This window comes from Halomonas sp. H10-59 (assembly GCF_040070555.1).
GTDB lineage: Bacteria > Pseudomonadota > Gammaproteobacteria > Pseudomonadales > Halomonadaceae > Halomonas > Halomonas litopenaei.
Genome location: NZ_CP098828.1, coordinates 1175315 through 1194591, shown reverse-complemented (window position 1 = coordinate 1194591; position 19277 = coordinate 1175315). Strand labels below are relative to the sequence as shown.

Here is a 19277-nt window from a genome sequence, read left to right as displayed (position 1 = left end):
AATAGTCGACGAGCACGGGCACTTTTCAGACAAGCCCTAGCGAAAGTGCGGATTCAGCCTGCCAATTTCGTAGAGATCGTGAAGGTAGACGTCCAGCTTGTAGACCAGGTGGGTGGCGACGATCAACAGCGCGATCAACGAAAGCAGGATGGCGGGATCGTTGGCCCAGGCGAACGCCGGTGAGCCCAGTTGATAGCCGATGGTATAGACGCTGAGCCCACCCAGCCCCAGCACCGACAGGCACAGCGCGATGATCACGATGATCAGGGTGCCACGCAGGTCCCGGCTCGGCGGGCGGGTCGTCCAGCTCGCCAGATGGCGGACCATGATGCGCCCATTGGTGACGATCTGGCGACGGCGGCGTAGCAGCATGGCGGCATTGACCGGCTCGTCGTCCCGGGAAAAGGCCGCCAGCGCTACCCTGGGGTCGACACGGCCATCGAAGCGCTCGTTCACCGCCCGGGCAAAGGCCTCGCGATCACCGGTATTCCTGGCCTGCTCGGCCAGCCGAGACAGCTCCTCAAGCGCCTCGGCGTCCATTCCGGGACGCTTTTCGAAGTCGGCAAAGTGCTGCTCGTAGTAGATGTAGTAGACCTGATAGATCGACAGCAGCACGGCCGCGTAGATCATCACGTAGAGGGCGATATCTGACATGCGTTTCTCCCTGTCCCTGGCGGTAGGCCGTCGAGACACTCGATCCCGAAGCGGCACAAAGATCCCCATTATCTGAATCTTTTATTATGGCCGGTAGCGGGTGTTTTGCCGCACCCTTGTCGGCCACCTTGTGACACAAGCAAGAGCCCCCGACGGGCATCCGACGGGGGCTCTTGCTGCAACGGCGTTGTTTCAGGGCCGGAGCCGAATGTTCGGCTCCCCTCCCTGCTCGACTATTGTGACGCCTGATCCGGCAGCTTGTAGGCCATCACGTAGTCACCGATGGTGGTACCGATCGAACCATGGCCCCCGGCCACCAGCACGACCATCTGCTCGCCCTGGCTGTTGAGGTAGGTCATCGGCGTGGCCTGGCCGCCGGCTGGCAGCCGCGACTCCCACAGCTGCTCGCCGGTGGTCAGGTCGTAGGCACGGAAGTAGTCGTCCACGGACGCCGCCAGGAAGGCCACTCCTCCGTCGGTGATGATCGGACCGCCGATACCCGGCACCCCCATCTCGAAGGGCAGCGGCAGCGCTGTCATGTCTTCGATGGTGCCGTTCTTGTGCTGCCAGGCGACCTCACCGGTACGCAGGTCGGTGCCGGCCACGTAGCCCCAGGGCGGCTGCTGACAGGGAATGCCCAGCGGCGACAGGAACGGCTTCATCTCCACCGCGTAGTCGGCACCGGCGTTCTCGTTGAGCCCCTGCTCACCCTGGTTGGTCTCGCCGAGTTCGGCGCCGTCCTTGGGCACCAGGGTACTGGTGAAGGCCAGATACAGCGGCATGCCGAACATCACCTGGCGCTTGGGGTCCACCGCCAGGCTACCCCAGTTGAAGACGCCGAAGTTGCCGGGGAAGACGATGGTGCCCTGCTCGGACGGCGGGGTGTACTGACCCTCGTAGCGCAGCGAGCGGAACTGGATACGGCAGACCATCTGGTCGATCAGGCTGCCTCCCCACATGTCGGCCTCGCGCAGCTTCGGCGGACGGAAGCTCAGGGCAGACCTGGGCTGGGTCGGTGCCGCGTAGTCGCCTTCGATGGTGCCCTGCGGTGCCGGCTCCTCGGTGATCGGGAAGATCGGCTCGCCGGTGGCGCGGTTGAGGACGTAGACGTCCCCCTGCTTGGTCGGCACCACCAGCGCGGGCTGCATGCCCTCGTCGGTCTCCAGGTCGACCAGGCTCGGCTGCGCCGGGGTGTCCATGTCCCACAGGTCGTGGTGGACGAACTGCTGGACCCACTCCACCTGGCCGCTGTCCAGACGCAGCGCCACCACCGAGGTGGCGAACTTCTCTTCGGCCTCACTGCGGAAGTGGCCGAGCTGGTCCGGGGTCCGGTTGCCCATCGGGAAGTAGATCAGCCCCAGCTCCTCATCGGCGCTGGCCACCGCCCAGCTGTTGGGGGAACTGGTGGCGTAGGTCTCGTCCTCACCGATCGGCGCGGTCTCGTCCGGGTTGCCGGAATCCCAGTTCCAGCGCAGCTCGCCGGTCCTGGCGTCGTAGGCGCGGATCACGCCGGAGGGTGAATCGACGGCGTAGTTGTCATTGACCGCCCCGGCTACCACCACCAGGCCATTGGCCACCACGGGGGGCGAGGTCGAGTAGTAGAAGCCGGACTGGGTGAACGGCATGTTGTGCATCAGGTCCAGTTCGCCGTTGTCGGCGAAGTTGGCGCAGCGGGCACCGGTGGCCGGATCGACGGCCAGCAGGCGCGCATCGGAGGTCGGCATGAACAGCTGGGCGTCGCACTGGATCGGCTCCAGCGCCTCGGCCGGCTGGCTCGCCGCCGCGACGTCGAGGCTATCGCCATCGCCGGATGCCGGCGGCAGGTAGGAGACGCCGCGACAGGTCTGGTGCTGGCGTGAGCTTTCCGCCGGCACCTTGGCGTCATACTGCCAAAGCTTCTCGCCGTTATCGGCGTCAAGCGTCACCAGCCAGTTGTGCGGCGTACACAGAAACAGCGCATTGCCCACCTTGAGTGGCGTGGCCTCGTAGGTGGTCTCCCCGACGTCGTCAGGGCCCTTCCTGTCACCGGTCTGATACTGCCAGGCCAGTTCCAGTTCGCCGACGTTATCCTGGGTGATCTGGTCCAGCGGCGAGTAGCGCTGACCCAGGTTGCTGCGACCGTAGGCGTGCCAGCTCGCCTCCGGCGAATCGCCAAGCTCGGGTGACTGGACGATCTCGTCCTCGTTGAGTCGCCCCTCGATGCGATGGGCATCCACCGCCAGACTACCCAGCAGGCCTACACCCAGCACCGCCCAGACCGGCAGCAGCACCGCCGTACCCAGGCGCTTGCCGGCACGCGACGGCCACAGCAGCGGAATGGCTAGCAGCATCAACAGGCCCATGCGGGTGGCCAGCGGCCACCAGTCGTAGCCGGATTCCCAGAGGGCCCAGGCGGCCGTGGCGATAAGCAGCCCGGCGTAAAGCAGCTGCGCCGGCACGCGACGGGAGCGCGCCATGGCGCCCACCGCGATCAGCACCAGACCGGCCAGGGCGTAGTACCAGCTTCCACCCAGGGTGACCAGCCAGGCGCCGCCCCCCAATAGCGAAAGCCCCACCAACAACAAGATGAGGGAGTAGATGATCATGATCCAAGGTCCTTGCGCTGAATCGTTTAAGTGGCCGGCATGTTAATTGATTAGCATGAGAATTAACATGCCGGTGCACAGCTTCAGTGTAGGCCCTCTTCTTGTAATACAGGCAAGTTGCCTGCGTCTTTTCAAAGGCCGGGCAAGGCGATCAGGGTGACCATGGAAGGCGACAGCGTCTCAGCAAAGGCTCTCGCAGCGCTGCGGACGATCCCCCATCCTGGCCAGTCCATCGTGCAATGCCTCGAGCTCGGCCCGTCGCCCCCGGGCGCCGGCTTCGAGACAGTCGAGCGCCCAGTCGGGCAGCTCGGCGCTCAGCCGGTAGTGGACCCACTGGCCATCGCGACGATCCTGGAGCAAACCACAGCGACGCAGCTCTGCCAGGTGGCGTGACACCTTGGGTTGCGACACCTCGAGCACCGCGGTCATTTCGCAGACGCAGAGCTCTCCTTCCTGCAGCAGCAACAGCATGATCGACAGGCGCGTCTCTTCCGACAGGCACTTGTAGAGGCGTAACGGGTCCAGCGACATCATCGGCGTTTCCTGTTCATCTTTGCCTGTTCATCTTTTTTCCCTGGGCAGCGGCTTTCTTCGTTCAGCGCCACGGGGTTCCTCCGCGGGCCGACTATCCTAGGCTCTGTCCGAAAAGTCGGCGAGCGAAGGTTAGACAAGGCAAAAATCGGTGAGACAGCGCAGTTTACGGGGTGTAAATGAGCATGTTGATCCGATTTTTAACGCCGTATTACCGAGCGTAGGCACTTTTCAGACAAGCCCTAAGCGGGCCTTGCCTCGTCGTCAGAGGCTGCGGGCTCAGGCTGACCATCGCCGGGCAAGGCCAGTGCCATCAGGGCGCTGGCCAGCACCAGCGCCGCCGACACCCACAGGCAGGCCGACAGCCCCTGGCTTTGATACAGCCAGCCCGACAGCAAGGTGCCGAGCAGGCGCCCCATGGCGTTGGCCATGTAATAGAAGCCCACGTCCATGGAGGCACCCTCGGCGCGGGCGTAGTGCACGATCAGGTAGCTGTGCCAGCTCGAATTGATGGCGAACAGCACCCCGAACAGCAACAGGCCTACCACCAGCCAGCCCACCTGAGCCAGCGGCAGCACCGCCAGCAGGGCTGGCAGCCCCGCCAGGGCCAGCGCCCAGAATACCGTCGTGCGTCGCTGGCTTCCTGCCATCAGCGAGGTCAGCCGGGGCGCCTGGGTCTGGACACCCCCGTAGCCGATCACCCAGATCGCCAGCAGCCCGCCCACCGTCCAGTGGCTCCAGCCATGCTGGTCATAGAGAAACACCGGCAAGGCCACCACGAACCAGACATCCCGGGAGGCAAACAGACACAGGCGCGCGGCCGACAGGACATTGATCGCGCGGGACTTGGAAAATATCTCGGAGAACTTGGGCTTGCGCTTCGCGCGCCCCAGATCGGCCTTGAGGCGAACCAGCGAGAGGACCAGCACCGCCAGCAGCATCACCGCCATGACGATGACCGCGCCACGAAAGCCGATCAGCGTCAGCAGCAGGCCACCGAGGAAGAAACCGGCTCCCTTCAGCGCGTTCTTGGAGCCGGTCAGGATCGCCACCCAGCGATACAGGGTGGAGCTTGCCGAGGCACTCTCGGCGGGCACCAGTACCTTGACCGCGCTCTTGGCGCTCATCTTGTTGAGGTCCTTGGCGATGCCCGACAATGCCTGGGCCGCCATGACCCAGGCCACGCTCAGCGCCGAGGACGGCACCATCAGCATGGCCAGCGCCACGATCTGCAGAGCGAGTCCCAGATTCATGGTGCGATTGAGGCCCAGCCGTGCCCCGAGCCAGCCCCCCACCAGGTTGGTGATCACCCCGAAGGCTTCGTAGAACAAGAACAGCATCGCCACCTCGAGGGGCGAATAGCCCAACTGGTGGAAGTGCAGCACCACCAGCATGCGCAGGGCGCCGTCGGTAACGGTAAAGGCCCAGTAGTTGCCGGTGATCAGCAGGTACTGGCGGATTTCGAAGGGCAGCGCCTTCACCCGCGCCATCAACGATTCAGCCACGACCCACCTTCAGCGCCAGCTCTGCGGTGCGGTTGGCGTAGCCCCACTCGTTGTCGTACCAGGCGTAGAGCTTGAGCTGGGTGGCGTTGACCACCATGGTCGACAGCGCATCGATGATCGAGCTGCGCGGGTCGGTGCGGTAATCGATGGACACCAGCGGACGCTCCTCGTAGCCGAGAATACCGGCAAGCTCCCCTTCGGCGGCCTCGCGCAGGGCGGCGTTGACCTCATCCACCGTGACCTCGCGTTCAAGTTCGAAGACCATGTCGGTGAGCGAGGCATTGGCCAGCGGCACGCGTATGGCGTGGCCATTGAGCTTGCCCTCGAGCTCGGGAAAGATCGCGGTGATCGCCTTGGCCGACCCGGTCGTGGTCGGGATCAGGCTCATGCCACAGGCCCGCGCCCGACGCAGGTCCTTGTGAGGCGCGTCGAGGATGGTCTGGGTGTTGGTGATGTCATGCACCGTGGTCATGGAGCCATGACGGATACCGAAACGCTGTTGAATCACCTTGACCACCGGGGCCAGACAGTTGGTGGTGCAACTGGCGGCGGTGACGATGCGGTGACGCTCGGGCTCGTAGAGATCGTCGTTGACCCCCATGACCACGTTGAGCACGCCCTCCTCCTTGACCGGCGCGCTGACCACGACGCGCTGCACGCCCTGGTCGAGATAGGCCTGAAGCCTGTCCAGGGTCTTGTGCTTGCCAGAGCATTCGATCACCACGTCGCAGCCGGACCAGTCCGCGTCGGCCGGAACGCTTGCTCCGCTGAAGGCCACCGCGCGACCGTCGAGGTTCAGCTGCTCGCCCTCGCCATTGATCCCGCCCTCAGGCGAAAAGTGGCCGTGCACCGAATCGAACTCCAGCAGGTGGGCGAAGGTGGCGGCGTCACCACCGGGATCGTTGACGCGAACCAGGTCGACCTCCCCGGCGGCGATACGCGGCCACAGACTGCGAACCACCAGGCGGCCGATCCGTCCGAAACCATTGATACCGATACGTAGTGTCATGAAAGTCTCGCTTTAGAAAGTGAGTATCGCGCCCCGGCACCCGCCAGGCTCTGCCGACAGAGGGTTACGCCATCAATCGTCGGCCAGGTGGCGGGCGCGATCACGATCCTTGATCTGCAGCCACAGCATCAGGCGCACGCGGATTTCCTGAAGCGCCTGGGCGTAGGCGTTGTCACGCTCGATGCCACGGGGATCACGGATATCCCAATAGAGATGCTCGTCGCGACTGCCCTCCCAGTCGCGACAGGTTTCCTGGGCCTTGTCGCAAAGCACGATGACGGCATCGAAGTGCTGTCCCTCAAAGCTGTCGAGGGACTGACTGGCGAGCCCCTCGGTGCTGATGGACTGCTCCTTGAGCGCGGCCAGCGTCTTCTGATGCGGCTCGTCCGGCTCGGTACCGGCGCTGAAGGCATCGAAGCGATCACCGGCCAGGTGGCGCAGCAGCGCCTCGCCCATCAGCGAGCGAGCGGAATTGGCGTGACACAGAAACAGCACGCGTTGCTTGCGGGACTCTTGTGACATCGTCATCGGGGGCGCCTCAGGATATATGGAATTTCATATATACGAGACAAGGATGTCAATTCCGTGACCGTTTCGCGTCCACCACAAGGAATCGACGACAGCCGCCAGGATCAGTGGGCGGCGGCCGAGGCCTGGCGCCTCAGGCGCACGATGGTGATGATATTGGTGGCGAAGATTAGCGTCTCGGCCAGGGTGCCACCCAGCGAACCTGCCAGCAGATTGCTGATGATCCAGCAGAAGGCGGCGCCGGCCAGTACCAGACGCATCGCCACCCCTCTGAGCATGAACATGGCAAAGGTGCCAAGCAGCCCTGCCGCCAGGGCAGGAAGATCACGCGCATCGCTCCAGGTCAGCGCCGCTACCAGCAAGGTGGCGAGCAACATGCCGAGCATGATCGCCAGATTGCCGGGAAAGCGTCGCGCCAGAGCGATGCGCAGGATGATCAGGGCCGAGATCGACGCGGCTACCCAGCTCCCCAGCAGGGCAAACTGGGTCGCGAAGGCCAGGTTGGCTCCCAGCAGCAATACCAACAGCTTGTCGTCATGCCGGCTGGCGAAGCCGATCACACAGAGCGTGAGCGCCACCAGGCTGACGGCCTGCCCGGCGAGCCATCGCAGCCCCATCTCCTCCATGCCAAGTCCCCAAGCGATCGAAAAAGGATCGGTCATCCTAGCACGGCTGTTGCGCTGTGCCGGGCAGGCAAGCGACCGCGCCTGTCCGCATGCGTGGTGACGACGCGCGAAGGCTGGCAAGGCCGCTGCCCTCGCACTAGGCTAAACCGAACTTTGCTACGCGTAACCGCCCATGCCCCTCTCGGACTTTCCCTGCGACCAATACCTTGAGCGTATCGGCCTTGTGCAACCCGTCGAGGTGTCTGCCGAGTGCTTGCGCGCGCTGCATCGCGCCCAGCTCACCTCGCTGCCCTTCGAGAACTTCGATATCTGCCTGGGCCGCGGCGTGGATGTCAGTGCCCAGGGCATTCTGGCCAAGCTCATCGGTCAACGCCGGGGCGGCTACTGCTTCGAGCTCAACGGCCTGTTGCTGATGGCACTTGAGGCCTTCGGATTCGAGGCCAGGGCCCTGTTGGGACGTGTACATCTGTCGGGAACCCCCTCCGGGCGCAGTCATCAGGTATCGCTGGTGACGCTGGACAAACACCAATGGCTGGTCGACGCCGGCTTCGGCACCAATACGCCCCGTGCACCGATCCCGCTGACCCCGGACACCCCGCTCCACATCGGAGACCAGACGCTACGACTGGTGGAGAACGCTCGCTACGGGATCATGCTGCAATCATTGATGGGAGCCCAGTGGGTCGACCTCTATAGCGTCGATTTCACCACGGTCTGCGAAGGTGATATTCAGATGGCCAATCACTTCACCTCCACCTGGCCAGGCCTGCACTTCACCACCTCGCGCATGGCCGCGCTGGCCACCCCCGAAGGCCAGATCAGCCTTTCCGACTTCACGCTGAAGATCCGACGCGGGGACACGACAAGCGAACAGCTCCTGCCCCCGGGCGCGGCCTATCTGGCGGCGCTTGAAGAGCACTTCGGGATCGTGCTGGAGGCGAGCTACGAGGATCTCGCCCCACTCTAGTCGATCCCGCTGTCGATCTCTCGATCGATCCCGCAGTCGCTCCTGCTTCCACGCTATCCGAGGTCGACCGCGTCTTGTGTAGGGTTGGGCTGGGCTGGGCTGGGAAAAAGAGAAAATCCGACATGGCGCCGTGGTCAGTGCCCTTAACCCCTCGCGACAGTCGCCAACAGGCCCCATTCCGTGTTGAACTATGCCCCGAGCCTTTGTCTGCCAATGGATTTGGAAAGGAGCCTGCCGTTTATGTTCAATCGCCTTGCGTCCGGCCTGCGTGCCGCCGGTGTGCTGAGCCTGCTGGCGCTGTCGCCGCTGACCTTCGCCCAGAGCACCGGTAATGCCGGACCCGCCGTCAACACCGAAACCTTCCAGTCCTGGGAGGTCAACTGCCCGGTCAACTCGTCCGACGGCTCCTGCTCCATGACCCAGCTGGTCAATGGTGCCGATGGCGAGCCGGTCCTTCGGGTCGTGGTCGGCAACCCTGCTCAGCTGGACGGTTCTGCCATGACCTTCCTGGTTCCGCTGGGCGTACGTCTGGCCCCAGGCCTGCAGCTCAAGGTCGATACCAACGAGCCGGTGGGCATGCCCTACCAGGTGTGTGTGCCCCAGGGCTGCCGTGCCGACATCCCGCTGCAGCCGCAACTGCTCAACCAGTTGAAGGCCGGCAGCACCGCCACCGTCAGCATCGTCAACCCGCGCGGCCAGCGTCAGGACCTCAACGTGTCGCTGATGGGCTTCAGCGCCGCCAAGGATCGCGTCGACCAGAACTGATCGATCCTTCACGCCACCCGCCTTCGGGTGGCGTGTCCCTTGTCTTTTCTCCTCTCCTGTCTCTTCTCCCCACCTGTCGATTTTCTGCCAGTCGCATTGTTTCCGATCTTGCGCTCGCGCATTCCTTTTGCCCCCTCTCCCCGCTGGCGTTTTCGGTCGGCAGAGCCGAGGCCGTGCTACGGCACTCGTGCACCTAAGTACGCTTAGCCAAGGGCGCCGACTTCGGCCCAAAGTGGAACAATAAGTTGCAGGTAAATTGCCTATGATCAGCTGCAGGGGCAAAGCCTCGACCGTGACACGCCAAGGCAACGGCAAACATGGCGACAACGACCAGTGCGGCGCCAGTGAAGAGCGCAGCGATATCGCAAGCGCATCGACACTAAAGAGCGCAGCGCCAACAAAGAGTACAGCGCCAACAAAGAGCGCATCGACAACAACAAGCACCAGGAGGTGAACGGTGATAACCCTGACGATCAACGACCAGCAGCATGAACTGGACGTGCCCGAGCAGATGCCGCTGCTGTGGGCGCTGCGCGATGTGGTGAATCTGACCGGCACCAAGTTTGGCTGCGGCATGGGGCTGTGTGGCGCCTGCACCGTTCACCTGGACGGCGCCGCCGTGCGCTCCTGCGTCACGCCGGTAGCGGCGGCCGCGGGCAAGCGCGTGACCACCATCGAGGCCATGGCCACTGACGCTGTCGGCAGCAAGGTGCAGGAGGCATGGCTGGATGTCGGCGTGGCCCAGTGCGGCTACTGCCAGGCCGGCCAGATCATGAGCGCAACCGCCTTCCTCAAGGACAACGCCAACCCCAGCGACGATGACATCGCCAGCGCCATGGGGGGCAACATCTGCCGCTGCGGCACCTACAACCGGATCCGTACCGCGATCCATCGTGCAGCCGGACAGGAGGAGCAGGCATGAACCGTACCGTCGATACGCTGCTGCTGGCCAACGTCAGCCGCAGACGCTTTCTCCAGGGACTGGCCGCCGGAAGCGCGCTGGTGGTAGCCGCCCGCTGGGACCTGGCCGCCGCCGCCGAGGACAAGCAGTACGGCGCCGCCGGCATGGCCTACGGCTGGGTCGACAATCCCAACGTGTTCATCCAGATCGACGAGGACGGCAGCGTCACCGTGACCAACCATCGCGCCGAGATGGGCCAGGGCATCCGTACCAGCCTGGTGATGGTGGCCGCCGATGAGCTGGGTGCCGACTGGAGCAAGGTCAAGGCTACCCAGGCACCGGGGGATTCCGACACCTACGGCAACCAGGACACCGACGGCTCGCGCAGCATGCGCCACTGGTTCGATCCCATGCGGCGGGCCGCCGCGTCGGCCCGTCGGATGCTGGAACAGGCCGCCGCCCAGCGCTGGGACGTACCGGTAGACGAATGCCAGGCCGGCGTCCACGTCATCGTCCACACGCCTAGCGGGCGCGAACTCGGCTTCGGCGAGCTGGCGGCGGCGGCCAGGGAGCTCGATATCCCCTCTCGAGACACCCTCTCGCTCAAGCCAGAAAGCGAATGGCGACTGATCGGCAAGTCCCTCGGCCCCAGCCACGACAGTGATAACGGCAACCTCGAGCGCGCCCCTGCGGTGGACGGAGAGGACATCGTCAGCGGCAAGGCCGTCTACGGCGGCGACATGCGCCTGCCGGACATGGCCTACGCGGTGATCGCGCGCCCCGATGTGCTGGGTGCAAGCGTCGCCAGCGTCGATGACAGCGAGACACTCAAGATTCCCGGGGTGATCAAGACCGTCAGGCTCGAGGGCACCTCCCAGCCGTCGTCGTTCCACCCGCTCGGCGGCGTGGGGGTGATCGCCGACAACACCTGGGCGGCCATCGAAGGACGCAAGGCGCTCAAGATCCAGTGGAATACCGAAGGGCTCGACGCCAACGCCGGCTACGACACCAAAAGCTACCGCGAGATGCTCGAGCAGCGCGCCGATTCCCCCGGCAAGGTGCTCAGGGCCAGCGGCGATATCGAGGCGGCGCTGGCCGACGCCGAGTCCCGCCACAGCGCCACCTACTACATGCCTCACCTGGCCCATGCCACCATGGAACCACCGGTGGCCATCGCCCGGGTAAGCGCAGACGGTGCCGAGACCTGGGCGCCGGTGCAGGACCCGCAGAGCGCCCGCGACCAGATCGCCGAGCAGCTCGGCATCGACGGCGCCAGCGTCAAGGTCAACCAGACGCTGCTGGGCGGCGGCTTCGGGCGCAAGGCCAAGCCTGACTTCGTGGTGGAGGCGGCGCACCTGAGTCGCGCCCTCGACGGCCGCCCGGTGCAGCTTCAGTGGACCCGCGAGGACGACCTTCACCACACCTACTTCCACGCACTGTCGGTGGACCGCCTGGAAGCCGGTCTTGGCAGCGACGGCAAGGTCCAGGGCTGGCGTCATCGCACCCTGGCGCCGACCATCATGTCGATCTTCCAGGACGACCCCAGGTACAAGGCGACCTATGAACTCGGCATGGGCCTGACGCCCCTGCCCTTCGACATTCCCGCGCTATCGCTGGAAAACGGCGAGGCCCCGGCGCACAAGCGCATCGGCTGGTTCCGCTCGGTGGTCAACCTGCCCCACGCCTTTGCCATCCAGAGCTTCGTTGCCGAACTCGCCGCAGCCGCCGGACGCGATCATCGCGACTACCTGCTGGAACTTCTGGGGCCGGCGCGCGAGATCGACCCGCTGGCCGTCGGCGCCACCTGGAACTACGGCGAGGACCCGGAGCGCTATACCATCGATGTCGGTCGCCTGCGTGGCGTCATCGAGCGGGCGACCGAGGAAGCCGACTGGGGCAAGTCGTTGCCCGAAGGCCGCGGCCAGGGCCTGGCGGTGCATCACAGCTTCTGCTCCTACACCGCCATCGTGCTGGACGTGGAGGTCAACGATCAGGGCAGTGTGATCGTCCACCAGGCGGACGTGGCCTTCGACTGCGGCCCCAGGGTCAACCCCGAGCGCATCCGTGCCCAGATGGAGGGCTCGGTGGTGATGGGCATCGGCATCGGCCTGCTGAACGAGATCAGCGCAAGCGGCGGTCGCATCGAACAGGACAACTTCCACCAGTACCTGCTGCCACGCCAGGCCAACGCCCCGCGTGAGGTGCGTGTCCATCTGGTCGACAATCCCGATGCGCCGATGGGCGGCGTGGGTGAGCCAGGGCTTCCCCCGGTGGCGCCGGCCCTGACCAACGCCATCTTCGCCGCCACCGGCAAGCGCATCCGGGAGCTGCCGGTGGGCAACCAGCTGAAGGGCTGACATCCACCGAGGTGAGCCCCCTTGCGCGGTGACGTCCGCGCAAAAACGAGCGGCCAGGCTACCCTGAAAGGGTCGCCTGGCCGCTTTTTTACCGCCATTCCTTGACCGGACGGCTACCTCAACGTGAACGCACCTCGGTCCATAGCTGCTGCAGCATGGTCAGCGATTCCCCCTCGATCAGCGGCGTGGTCACCAGGTGACCGCTGGTCTCGGGATCGAGCCTGGAGGCCTCTCGCAGCGCCTCGTCGACCATCGGCAGGGCGGCCTCATTGGGGGTTCTGTAGTAGGCATAGTTCGCCGCCTTGGCGGCATTTTCCGGACGCATCATGAAGCTGATGAAGTCCTGGGCCAGTTGGGGATGGGGGGCTCTCGCCGGCACCACGAAGGTGTCCATGCCGAGCTGGGCGCCTTCCTCGGGGGCGAAGAAGGCCAGATCACCATAGATCTCGGGGGAATCGGCCTTGCGATAGTCCACGTCGCCGCTGTAGGTCACCGCCACTGCACTGACGCCTCGGGCCACCTGCTCCACCGCCGCGGTACTGTCGACGAAGCCGGTGAAGTTGCCCCGCTCCAGGGTCTGGCTGACCAGCTTGGCGGCGTTGATCCAGGCCTCCTGACCGACGCAGTCGAACCCCGCTCCCTGGTAGGCGCAGGCCATGCCGAGTGATACCTGGGGATCGCCACCCAGCAGCGCGAAGGGCTGGTCGGGATTGATCTCGGGGTCGAACAGCACGCTCCAGGAGTGCGGCAGCTCGTCGAAGGTGCTGGTGTCGTAGACGATACCGGTAACGCCCCACAGGTAGGGCACGCTGTAGCGCTCTTCGGGGTCATAGGGCGGCTGACGGAAGGCTTCCATCAGATCCTCTCGCCCCTGCTGGATGCGCGGGTCGTCGAGCTCCCTCACCAGGCCGGCGTCGATCAGTCGGGTGACGTAGTAGTCGGTGGGCACCACCACGTCGTATTGAGCGTCACCACCGGCGGCCAGCTTGGAGAACATCTCGGCGTTTGAGGTGAAGTAGTTCTGCACCACCTCCACCCCGAACTCCTGCTCGAAGGCCTCGACCAGCGCCGGGTCCATGTACTCGGTCCAGTTGAACAGAAACAGCTTGTCGTCATCCTGCGCCCAGACACCGGTACTGACCATGCCTAGTGCTGCCACCGCCATCCATCGTTGCATGACTTCGCCTCATTCCATGTCGTTGTTGTTTGATCTTGTCTGAAAAGCGCTTGGTTCGCAGGCAAATAATGCGCCAGCCAGACAGCGTTGTACAACGCGAAACTGACAGGCCCGCCCCTCCCCCTCACAAGGCACGACGCCGCTTGCGAGAGCGGCGTCGTGGATACTCCAGGCCTGTTACAGGATGACCGGGGCATCCAGCGCCGTTACCACCGCCTGGTCGCGGTCGTAGATATCGGGACGAAAGGCCAGGTGGCCGTCGGTCTCGGGTTGCACCGTCCAGTAGTTGAGCACCACCGGAATGCGCCGATCCAGACGCACGTTGCGGGTCTTGCCGTCGTTGATCAGGCGGCCGACGTTGGCGGAGGTGTCCGAGTCGTCGAACAACAGCTGGGCCAGCTCCGCCACCCCTTCCACGCGGATACAGCCTGAGCTCAGCGCACGCTGAGTACGGTTGAACAGCCCTCGCGACGGGGTGTCGTGCAGGTAGACCAGGTGGTCATTGGGAAAACGGATCACGACCCTCCCCAAGGGGTTGCGAGGCCCGGCCCCCTGGCGCAGCATCACCCCGCCGGGGCTCGACCAGTTGACCGAATAGGGATCAACGCGCTTGCCGGAGGGTGATAGCGCCACCATGTCACGGCTGGCCAGATACCCCGGATCGCGCTTCACTCGAGGCAGAATGTCCTCACGATAGATCGTGGGCGGCACCGTCCAGGTGGGGTTGAGGGTCAGGTGGGTAATCTCCGAACGCAATGTCGGCGTGCGCCGGTAGGGTTGGCCGACGACGATACGTGAGCGCCAGACGTCGCCGTCGGGGCGGAAGTAGCTGAGCCGATAACCGGCGATATCGACCAGCACGAAAGACTCCGGCAGGCCATGCAGCAGCCAGCGGGCACGCTCCAGGTTGGCGCGGATCTGATCGATGCGAAAGCCCACCGGAAGATTGAGGGCGGTCTGGGTATTGGGTCCGACCACCCCATCGTCGGCGAGCAGGTGGCGGCGCTGAAAACGGCGTACCGCCTCGGCCAGAGTGCTGTCGTACACCTCAGCTTCGGGGGCCTCGAGTTCCACGTGCGGGTAGTGGCCGGTGTCGGCGGACATCACTTCCAGTTCACCGATCATCGCCAGGCGCTGGCGCAACAGCGCGACGTCGGTGTCCTGATCGCCGGGACGCAGCGGCGTCTCGCGACTCGGCAGCAGTGGCCAGCCCCCCAGACGTTCGATGTTGCGATAGCGTGCCAGGGCGGCCCTTAGCTGACGATACGGCTCGAAAGGAGGCCGTGCCAGCGCCAGCGCAGCCTCGACATCGCCGTCGTCCAAGGCACGCGACAACGCCACCAGATCGAACGTCGGTGGCGCAATATCGACCTCCCAGTCACTATCGATGCGGTGTGGATCCACCTTGCCACGTTGCAGGTGGGCCATGGCGGTCAGCAGCGTTTCGGTGGCCTCGAGCTCGAAGCCTCCGGGGGTCTCGAGATCGGCCCCCCTGGCCTGGCCAAGCAGCGCGTCGGGCGCATAGTCCGAGGGTGAGAGCCCATCATCCTCGAGCGTCCTGAGTCCGTCGGCCAGGGCCTCCACGCGGCCCATGTCGGTCCACACCGGACGCTGGCCACGCAGACTGTAGAATCGCTGCGCCATCTCGGAGGCGCCGACCAACTCGTTGGCCAGGGGACCCGGCACGACCCCGTCGAGATCCTGAAGGTTCTGCTCGACGCTGGCATCGCTGGCAAGCCCCTGGCCGTTGGCGACCTCGCCACTGACGTCGCCTCCGTCACTTGCCGTTGCCCCCCAGACCGGGGCTACCAGCAGACCATAACAAAGCGCTACAGCGACGCCCCTCCTTGGCATGAGTCGCAATAGAACATTTGGGCTAAACATGGCATCTACTCCCTGCAACATGACGTCAATACTGGCCATCCTGGGCGGTATTGTCATAATAGAGTCGTCGGTATCGGGTTCCGCCGAGCCGACCTGATTTTTCTAGCGTGCGCGAAGATCATGTTTCTCCGCTCTGTGTATTAGCGTATCGCGTTATTTGATCTTGCGTAACGCCTGTTCGCGTATCCGCGACATCACCGACAGGAAGCCTAGAGATGTCACGAAGCTCCTCTCATGACAATGCATCACCTCGTCTCTCGATTTTTCGTTACCTCTTATTATTGACCCTAAGTGCCTTTTTTGCGGCGCCTGTTCTCGCTCAGGACTTTCTCAGGACATCCGTCAGGGCGAATGCGCCGTCAGGCACATCGCTCGAACAGACCCTGGCCCGCCTCGCCCCCAAGGCCAACCCGGGGGTACTGCGCCTGGCCGCACGGGCGCTCAACTGCGCCGACCCCGGCGCCGAGCGCCTGGCGGTCATCGACTTTTCCCTGCCTTCAACCGAACGCCGCCTGTGGGTCTTCGACCTGCGCCAGCCCAGGCTGATGTTTCGCGAATGGGTGAGCCACGGCAAGAACTCCGGCGACGCCATGGCCACGCTGTTCTCCAACGTGCCCGAGAGCTACCAGTCGAGCATCGGACTGTTTCGCACCAAGAACAGCTATGTAGGCAGCAACGGCTATTCCCTGCGACTCGAGGGTCTTGAGCCGGGGGTCAACGACAACGCCTTCGATCGCGCCATCGTGATGCACGGTGCGGACTACGTCAGCCAGGAGTTCATCGACCGTACCGGACGCATCGGCCGCAGCCACGGCTGTCCGGCGGTACGTACCGAGGTGGCGGTACCCTTGATCAACAGCATTCGCGACAATCAGTACCTGTTCACCTACTACCCGGACCAGCGTTGGCTCAACAACTCGGCCTTTCTGCGCTGTCCGAACAGCAGTGAGCGCCTAGCCCTCAACGACTGAGTCCGTCGCTTGAGGTTCCAGCGTCGGCGTCACCCGCCAGCCAGCGGCGGGTGACGCCTCCTCCTTGTTCTCTTTTTGTTCGCATCTCTGTTCGCAGTTCTGTTCGCACATCTTCTTGAGTCGTTCTCCTTTCTCTTTCTCTCCCTTCTCTCTTCCTGTTCCTTCTCTCTTCCTGCTCCTTCTCTCTTCGCTGCGCTCCTCTACCTTCTCCCTTTGGCACCAAGTCGGCGCACTGGGGCGGTGTCGAGTGCACAATGATGCAGCGCAATGATGCGATCCTGCTGAAGTGCTATTCCGCACAAAAACCACAAGATGTTGATATAACAAGGTTTCAATAAAAACAGGCATCCCGCTTGCTTGGTAGTGGTTAGCGAGAGCCAGACGTAGACCAGGCCCCAGCGGTACGAGTGCGTCGGACCCGACCTTCAATGGCGAAGGCCACACAAGTTCGAGTGTTCGTCCACCCAGCGAGGGCTGTGTTCATGAATCTGCGCAACAAGGCCAACAGGATTCGCCTGTTTTCCTTCTCGACTCCCCAGATGCGAGCCTTTCACTTCTCCTGGTTCGCCTTCCACCTGTGCTTCTTCGGCTGGTTCGGCATCGCGCCATTGATGGCCGTGGTCAGAGATGACCTCGGACTAACCAAGACCCAGATCGGCAACACCATCATCGCCTCGGTGGCCATCACGGTAATCGTGCGCCTGGCCATCGGCGTCCTGTGTGACCGTATCGGGCCGCGCCTGGCCTACACCTGGCTGCTGTGCCTGGGCGCCATCCCGGTGATGAGCATCGGTTTCGCCGACAGCTTCGAGTCCTTTCTGATGGCCCGCCTGGCCATCGGCGCGATCGGCGCCTCCTTCGTCATCACCCAGTACCACACCTCGGTGATGTTCGCGCCCAATGTGGTGGGTACAGCCAACGCCACCTCCGCCGGCTGGGGCAACCTGGGCGGTGGCACTACCCAGATCCTGATGCCGTTGATCTTTTCTGGCCTTTTGATGCTGGGCGTCAGCGAGACCCTGGGCTGGCGCCTGGCCATGGTGGTCCCAGGTGTGGTGATGTTCATTGCCGGTCTGTGCTACTACCGCTTCACCCAGGACGCGCCCGACGGCAACTTCAAGGACCTGCGTGCACGCGGCGAGCTGCCGGAAGCCTCCGGCGAAGGCTCCATGTCCAGCACCTTCGGCGCCGCCGCCCGGGATATCCGCGTGTGGGCGCTGTTCGTGGTCTATGCCGCCTGTTTCGGCGTCGAACTCACCATCAACAACATCGCCGCCATCTACTTCTTCGACAACTTCGACCTGACCCTGGCCACCGCCGGCATGATCGCCGGACTGTTCGGCCTGATGAACCTGTTCGCTCGCACCATGGGCGGGGTCTTCTCTGACCTGTTCGCCCGCAACGCCGGGCTCAAGGGTCGCGTACGCTGGCTGTTCATCGCCATGCTGTGTGAGGGCGTGGCGCTGATGTTCTTCTCCCAGATGCACGTGCTGGCGCTGGCCATCGGCCTGATGCTGGTGTTCAGTCTGTTCGTGCAGATGGCCGAAGGCGCCACCTTCGGCGTGGTGCCCTTCATCAACCGTCGCGCCCTCGGCGCGGTGGCCGGTATCGTTGGCGCCGGCGGCAACGCCGGTGCGGTGGCGGCGGGATTCCTGTTCCGTTCCGAATCGATCAGCTACCAGCAGGGGCTGTTCTACCTGGGCGCGGCGGTGATCCTGGCCTCGCTGTGCGCGCTGCTGGTGCGCTTCAGCCCCGAGGTCGAAGCCGAAGAAGCCGCCGCCTACGAACAGGCGGCCTCAGGCGAGACAAGGGGCGCGCTGTCGCTGCGCTGAGTCCGCTGTTGCGACCCCTGGCAAGACGAGCTGGGCCCGGCATCCTGCCGGGCCTTCTCGTATCGGGCCCAGCCTGACGAGCCCCTCCAGTGCAGGTCCGTCCGCCGATTTCCGACAGGACTCATCCTTTCTGCTGCCGGATATCCGGGAAAAGATGCCCCTTGAAAGTCGCAGACGCCGCCCGAAGGATTGCAACAAAGGCAATGGACGAGCATGCTGAATCAATCATACAGAGATAGCCCGTCAAGCCCCGTCACCGAGAGACCAGGAGGAAGCGATGCGAGAACGAGTGTTGCTGATCACCGGAGCGTCAAGCGGCATCGGGGCCGCCACGGCCAGGGCGGCCGCTCGAGAGGGCTATCATCTCGTCCTGGCGGCCCGTTCGAAGGATGGACTCGAGGCCCTGGCTCAGGAGCTGGGGCCGGAGAACGTGCTGACGGTCGGTGTCGACGTGACCGACCTCGAGGCCCAGAAGACCATGGTGGACGAGACGCTCGAGCGTTTTGGTCGTCTCGACGCGGTGTTCGCCAACGCCGGACGTGGTGGCTCTCCCGGCGGCTTCAGCGAGGCCGACCCGGAAAGCTGGAAGTCGATGCTGATGACCAACGTGTACGGGTTGGGGCTGACCATCCAGGCCTGCCTGCCCGAGCTCAGGCGTAGCCACGGACACATCCTGCTGACCGGCTCGGCAGCGGGGCGTACCACCATCCCCGGCTCCATGTACGGTGCCACCAAGTGGGCGGTCTCCGGCATCGGCTACAACCTGCGCGAGGAACTGCGCGGCAGCGGGATCCGAGTCACGCTCATCGAGCCCGGCATGGTCAACACCCCCTTCTTCGATGAACCACCGGAACATGCTCTGGAAGATCGCGACGTCGCCAACGCCGTGATGTACGCCATCTCCCAGCCTCACCATGTCGACGTCAACGAGATCCTGGTGCGTCCCACGCCACCGCTGGAAGAGTGAGCGTCTTCACTCTTCGGA

16 protein-coding genes are annotated in these 19277 nt (G+C 64.2%); 7 read left to right on the top strand and 9 right to left on the bottom strand.

Annotated elements, in window-relative coordinates; all coding sequences use genetic code 11:
* Positions 1-36: 36 nt before the first annotated feature.
* The 7 genes from NFG57_RS05390 to NFG57_RS05360 form a co-directional block, all read right to left on the bottom strand.
* Entirely contained in the window at positions 37-654 is a 618-nt protein-coding gene (locus NFG57_RS05390) for a hypothetical protein (RefSeq protein ID WP_213230349.1), read from the bottom strand.
* A 233-nt stretch (positions 655-887) separates the two neighbouring features.
* The gene (locus NFG57_RS05385) at positions 888-3239 is read right to left on the bottom strand and encodes a glucose/quinate/shikimate family membrane-bound PQQ-dependent dehydrogenase (protein ID WP_348815572.1); all 2352 of its coding nucleotides are present in this window, start codon (positions 3237-3239) and stop codon (positions 888-890) included.
* Positions 3240-3419: 180 nt separating this feature from the next.
* Positions 3420-3773: a metalloregulator ArsR/SmtB family transcription factor gene (locus NFG57_RS05380; protein ID WP_348815570.1), complete on the bottom strand. Its 354-nt coding sequence runs from the start codon at positions 3771-3773 to the stop codon at positions 3420-3422.
* A 239-nt stretch (positions 3774-4012) separates the two neighbouring features.
* Entirely contained in the window at positions 4013-5275 is a 1263-nt protein-coding gene (arsJ, locus tag NFG57_RS05375; protein WP_348815568.1) for an organoarsenical effux MFS transporter ArsJ, read from the bottom strand.
* Complete coding sequence (locus tag NFG57_RS05370) at positions 5268-6284, bottom strand: ArsJ-associated glyceraldehyde-3-phosphate dehydrogenase (protein ID WP_253028663.1); 1017 nt, start codon at positions 6282-6284, stop codon at positions 5268-5270. The genes arsJ and NFG57_RS05370 overlap by 8 nt, the downstream gene beginning before the upstream one ends.
* A gap of 72 nt (positions 6285-6356) precedes the next feature.
* Entirely contained in the window at positions 6357-6812 is a 456-nt protein-coding gene (locus NFG57_RS05365) for an arsenate reductase ArsC (RefSeq protein ID WP_308812402.1), read from the bottom strand.
* Between the two features lie 104 nt (positions 6813-6916).
* Entirely contained in the window at positions 6917-7438 is a 522-nt protein-coding gene (locus NFG57_RS05360; RefSeq protein WP_108131516.1) for a YgjV family protein, read from the bottom strand.
* A gap of 172 nt (positions 7439-7610) precedes the next feature.
* Here NFG57_RS05360 and NFG57_RS05355 point away from each other — a divergent pair, with 172 nt between their 5' ends.
* From NFG57_RS05355 to NFG57_RS05340, 4 genes are all read left to right on the top strand, one after another.
* Positions 7611-8405, top strand: a complete 795-nt coding sequence (locus tag NFG57_RS05355; protein ID WP_348815567.1) for an arylamine N-acetyltransferase — start codon at positions 7611-7613, stop codon at positions 8403-8405.
* 240 nt (positions 8406-8645) lie between these two features.
* The gene (locus NFG57_RS05350; RefSeq protein ID WP_348815565.1) at positions 8646-9170 is read left to right on the top strand and encodes an invasion associated locus B family protein; all 525 of its coding nucleotides are present in this window, start codon (positions 8646-8648) and stop codon (positions 9168-9170) included.
* A gap of 457 nt (positions 9171-9627) precedes the next feature.
* Complete coding sequence (locus NFG57_RS05345) at positions 9628-10092, top strand: (2Fe-2S)-binding protein (RefSeq protein ID WP_045992594.1); 465 nt, start codon at positions 9628-9630, stop codon at positions 10090-10092.
* Positions 10089-12428 (top strand): molybdopterin cofactor-binding domain-containing protein, encoded by a 2340-nt coding sequence (locus tag NFG57_RS05340; RefSeq protein ID WP_348815563.1) that lies wholly within the window; start codon positions 10089-10091, stop codon positions 12426-12428. Before NFG57_RS05345 ends, NFG57_RS05340 begins: the two co-directional genes overlap by 4 nt.
* A 118-nt stretch (positions 12429-12546) precedes the next feature.
* Here NFG57_RS05340 and NFG57_RS05335 read toward each other — a convergent pair whose 3' ends face one another.
* Both NFG57_RS05335 and NFG57_RS05330 read right to left on the bottom strand, forming a co-directional pair.
* Positions 12547-13605, bottom strand: a complete 1059-nt coding sequence (locus NFG57_RS05335) for a spermidine/putrescine ABC transporter substrate-binding protein (protein WP_045992596.1) — start codon at positions 13603-13605, stop codon at positions 12547-12549.
* A gap of 177 nt (positions 13606-13782) precedes the next feature.
* Positions 13783-15489 (bottom strand): L,D-transpeptidase family protein, encoded by a 1707-nt coding sequence (locus tag NFG57_RS05330; protein WP_348815562.1) that lies wholly within the window; start codon positions 15487-15489, stop codon positions 13783-13785.
* Between the two features lie 281 nt (positions 15490-15770).
* On the opposite strand from NFG57_RS05330, the gene NFG57_RS05325 reads away from it, so the two are divergent.
* The 3 genes from NFG57_RS05325 (at position 15771) to NFG57_RS05315 (ending at position 19259) form a co-directional block, all read left to right on the top strand.
* A complete protein-coding gene (locus NFG57_RS05325) occupies positions 15771-16460 on the top strand; it encodes a murein L,D-transpeptidase catalytic domain family protein (RefSeq protein ID WP_231498486.1) in 690 nt (229 codons plus the stop codon).
* Positions 16461-16942: 482 nt separating this feature from the next.
* Positions 16943-18292, top strand: coding sequence for an MFS transporter (locus NFG57_RS05320; RefSeq protein ID WP_045992599.1), 1350 nt, complete (start codon positions 16943-16945; stop codon positions 18290-18292).
* 277 nt (positions 18293-18569) lie between these two features.
* The gene (locus NFG57_RS05315; RefSeq protein WP_108131511.1) at positions 18570-19259 is read left to right on the top strand and encodes an SDR family oxidoreductase; all 690 of its coding nucleotides are present in this window, start codon (positions 18570-18572) and stop codon (positions 19257-19259) included.
* Positions 19260-19277 lie beyond the last annotated feature (18 nt).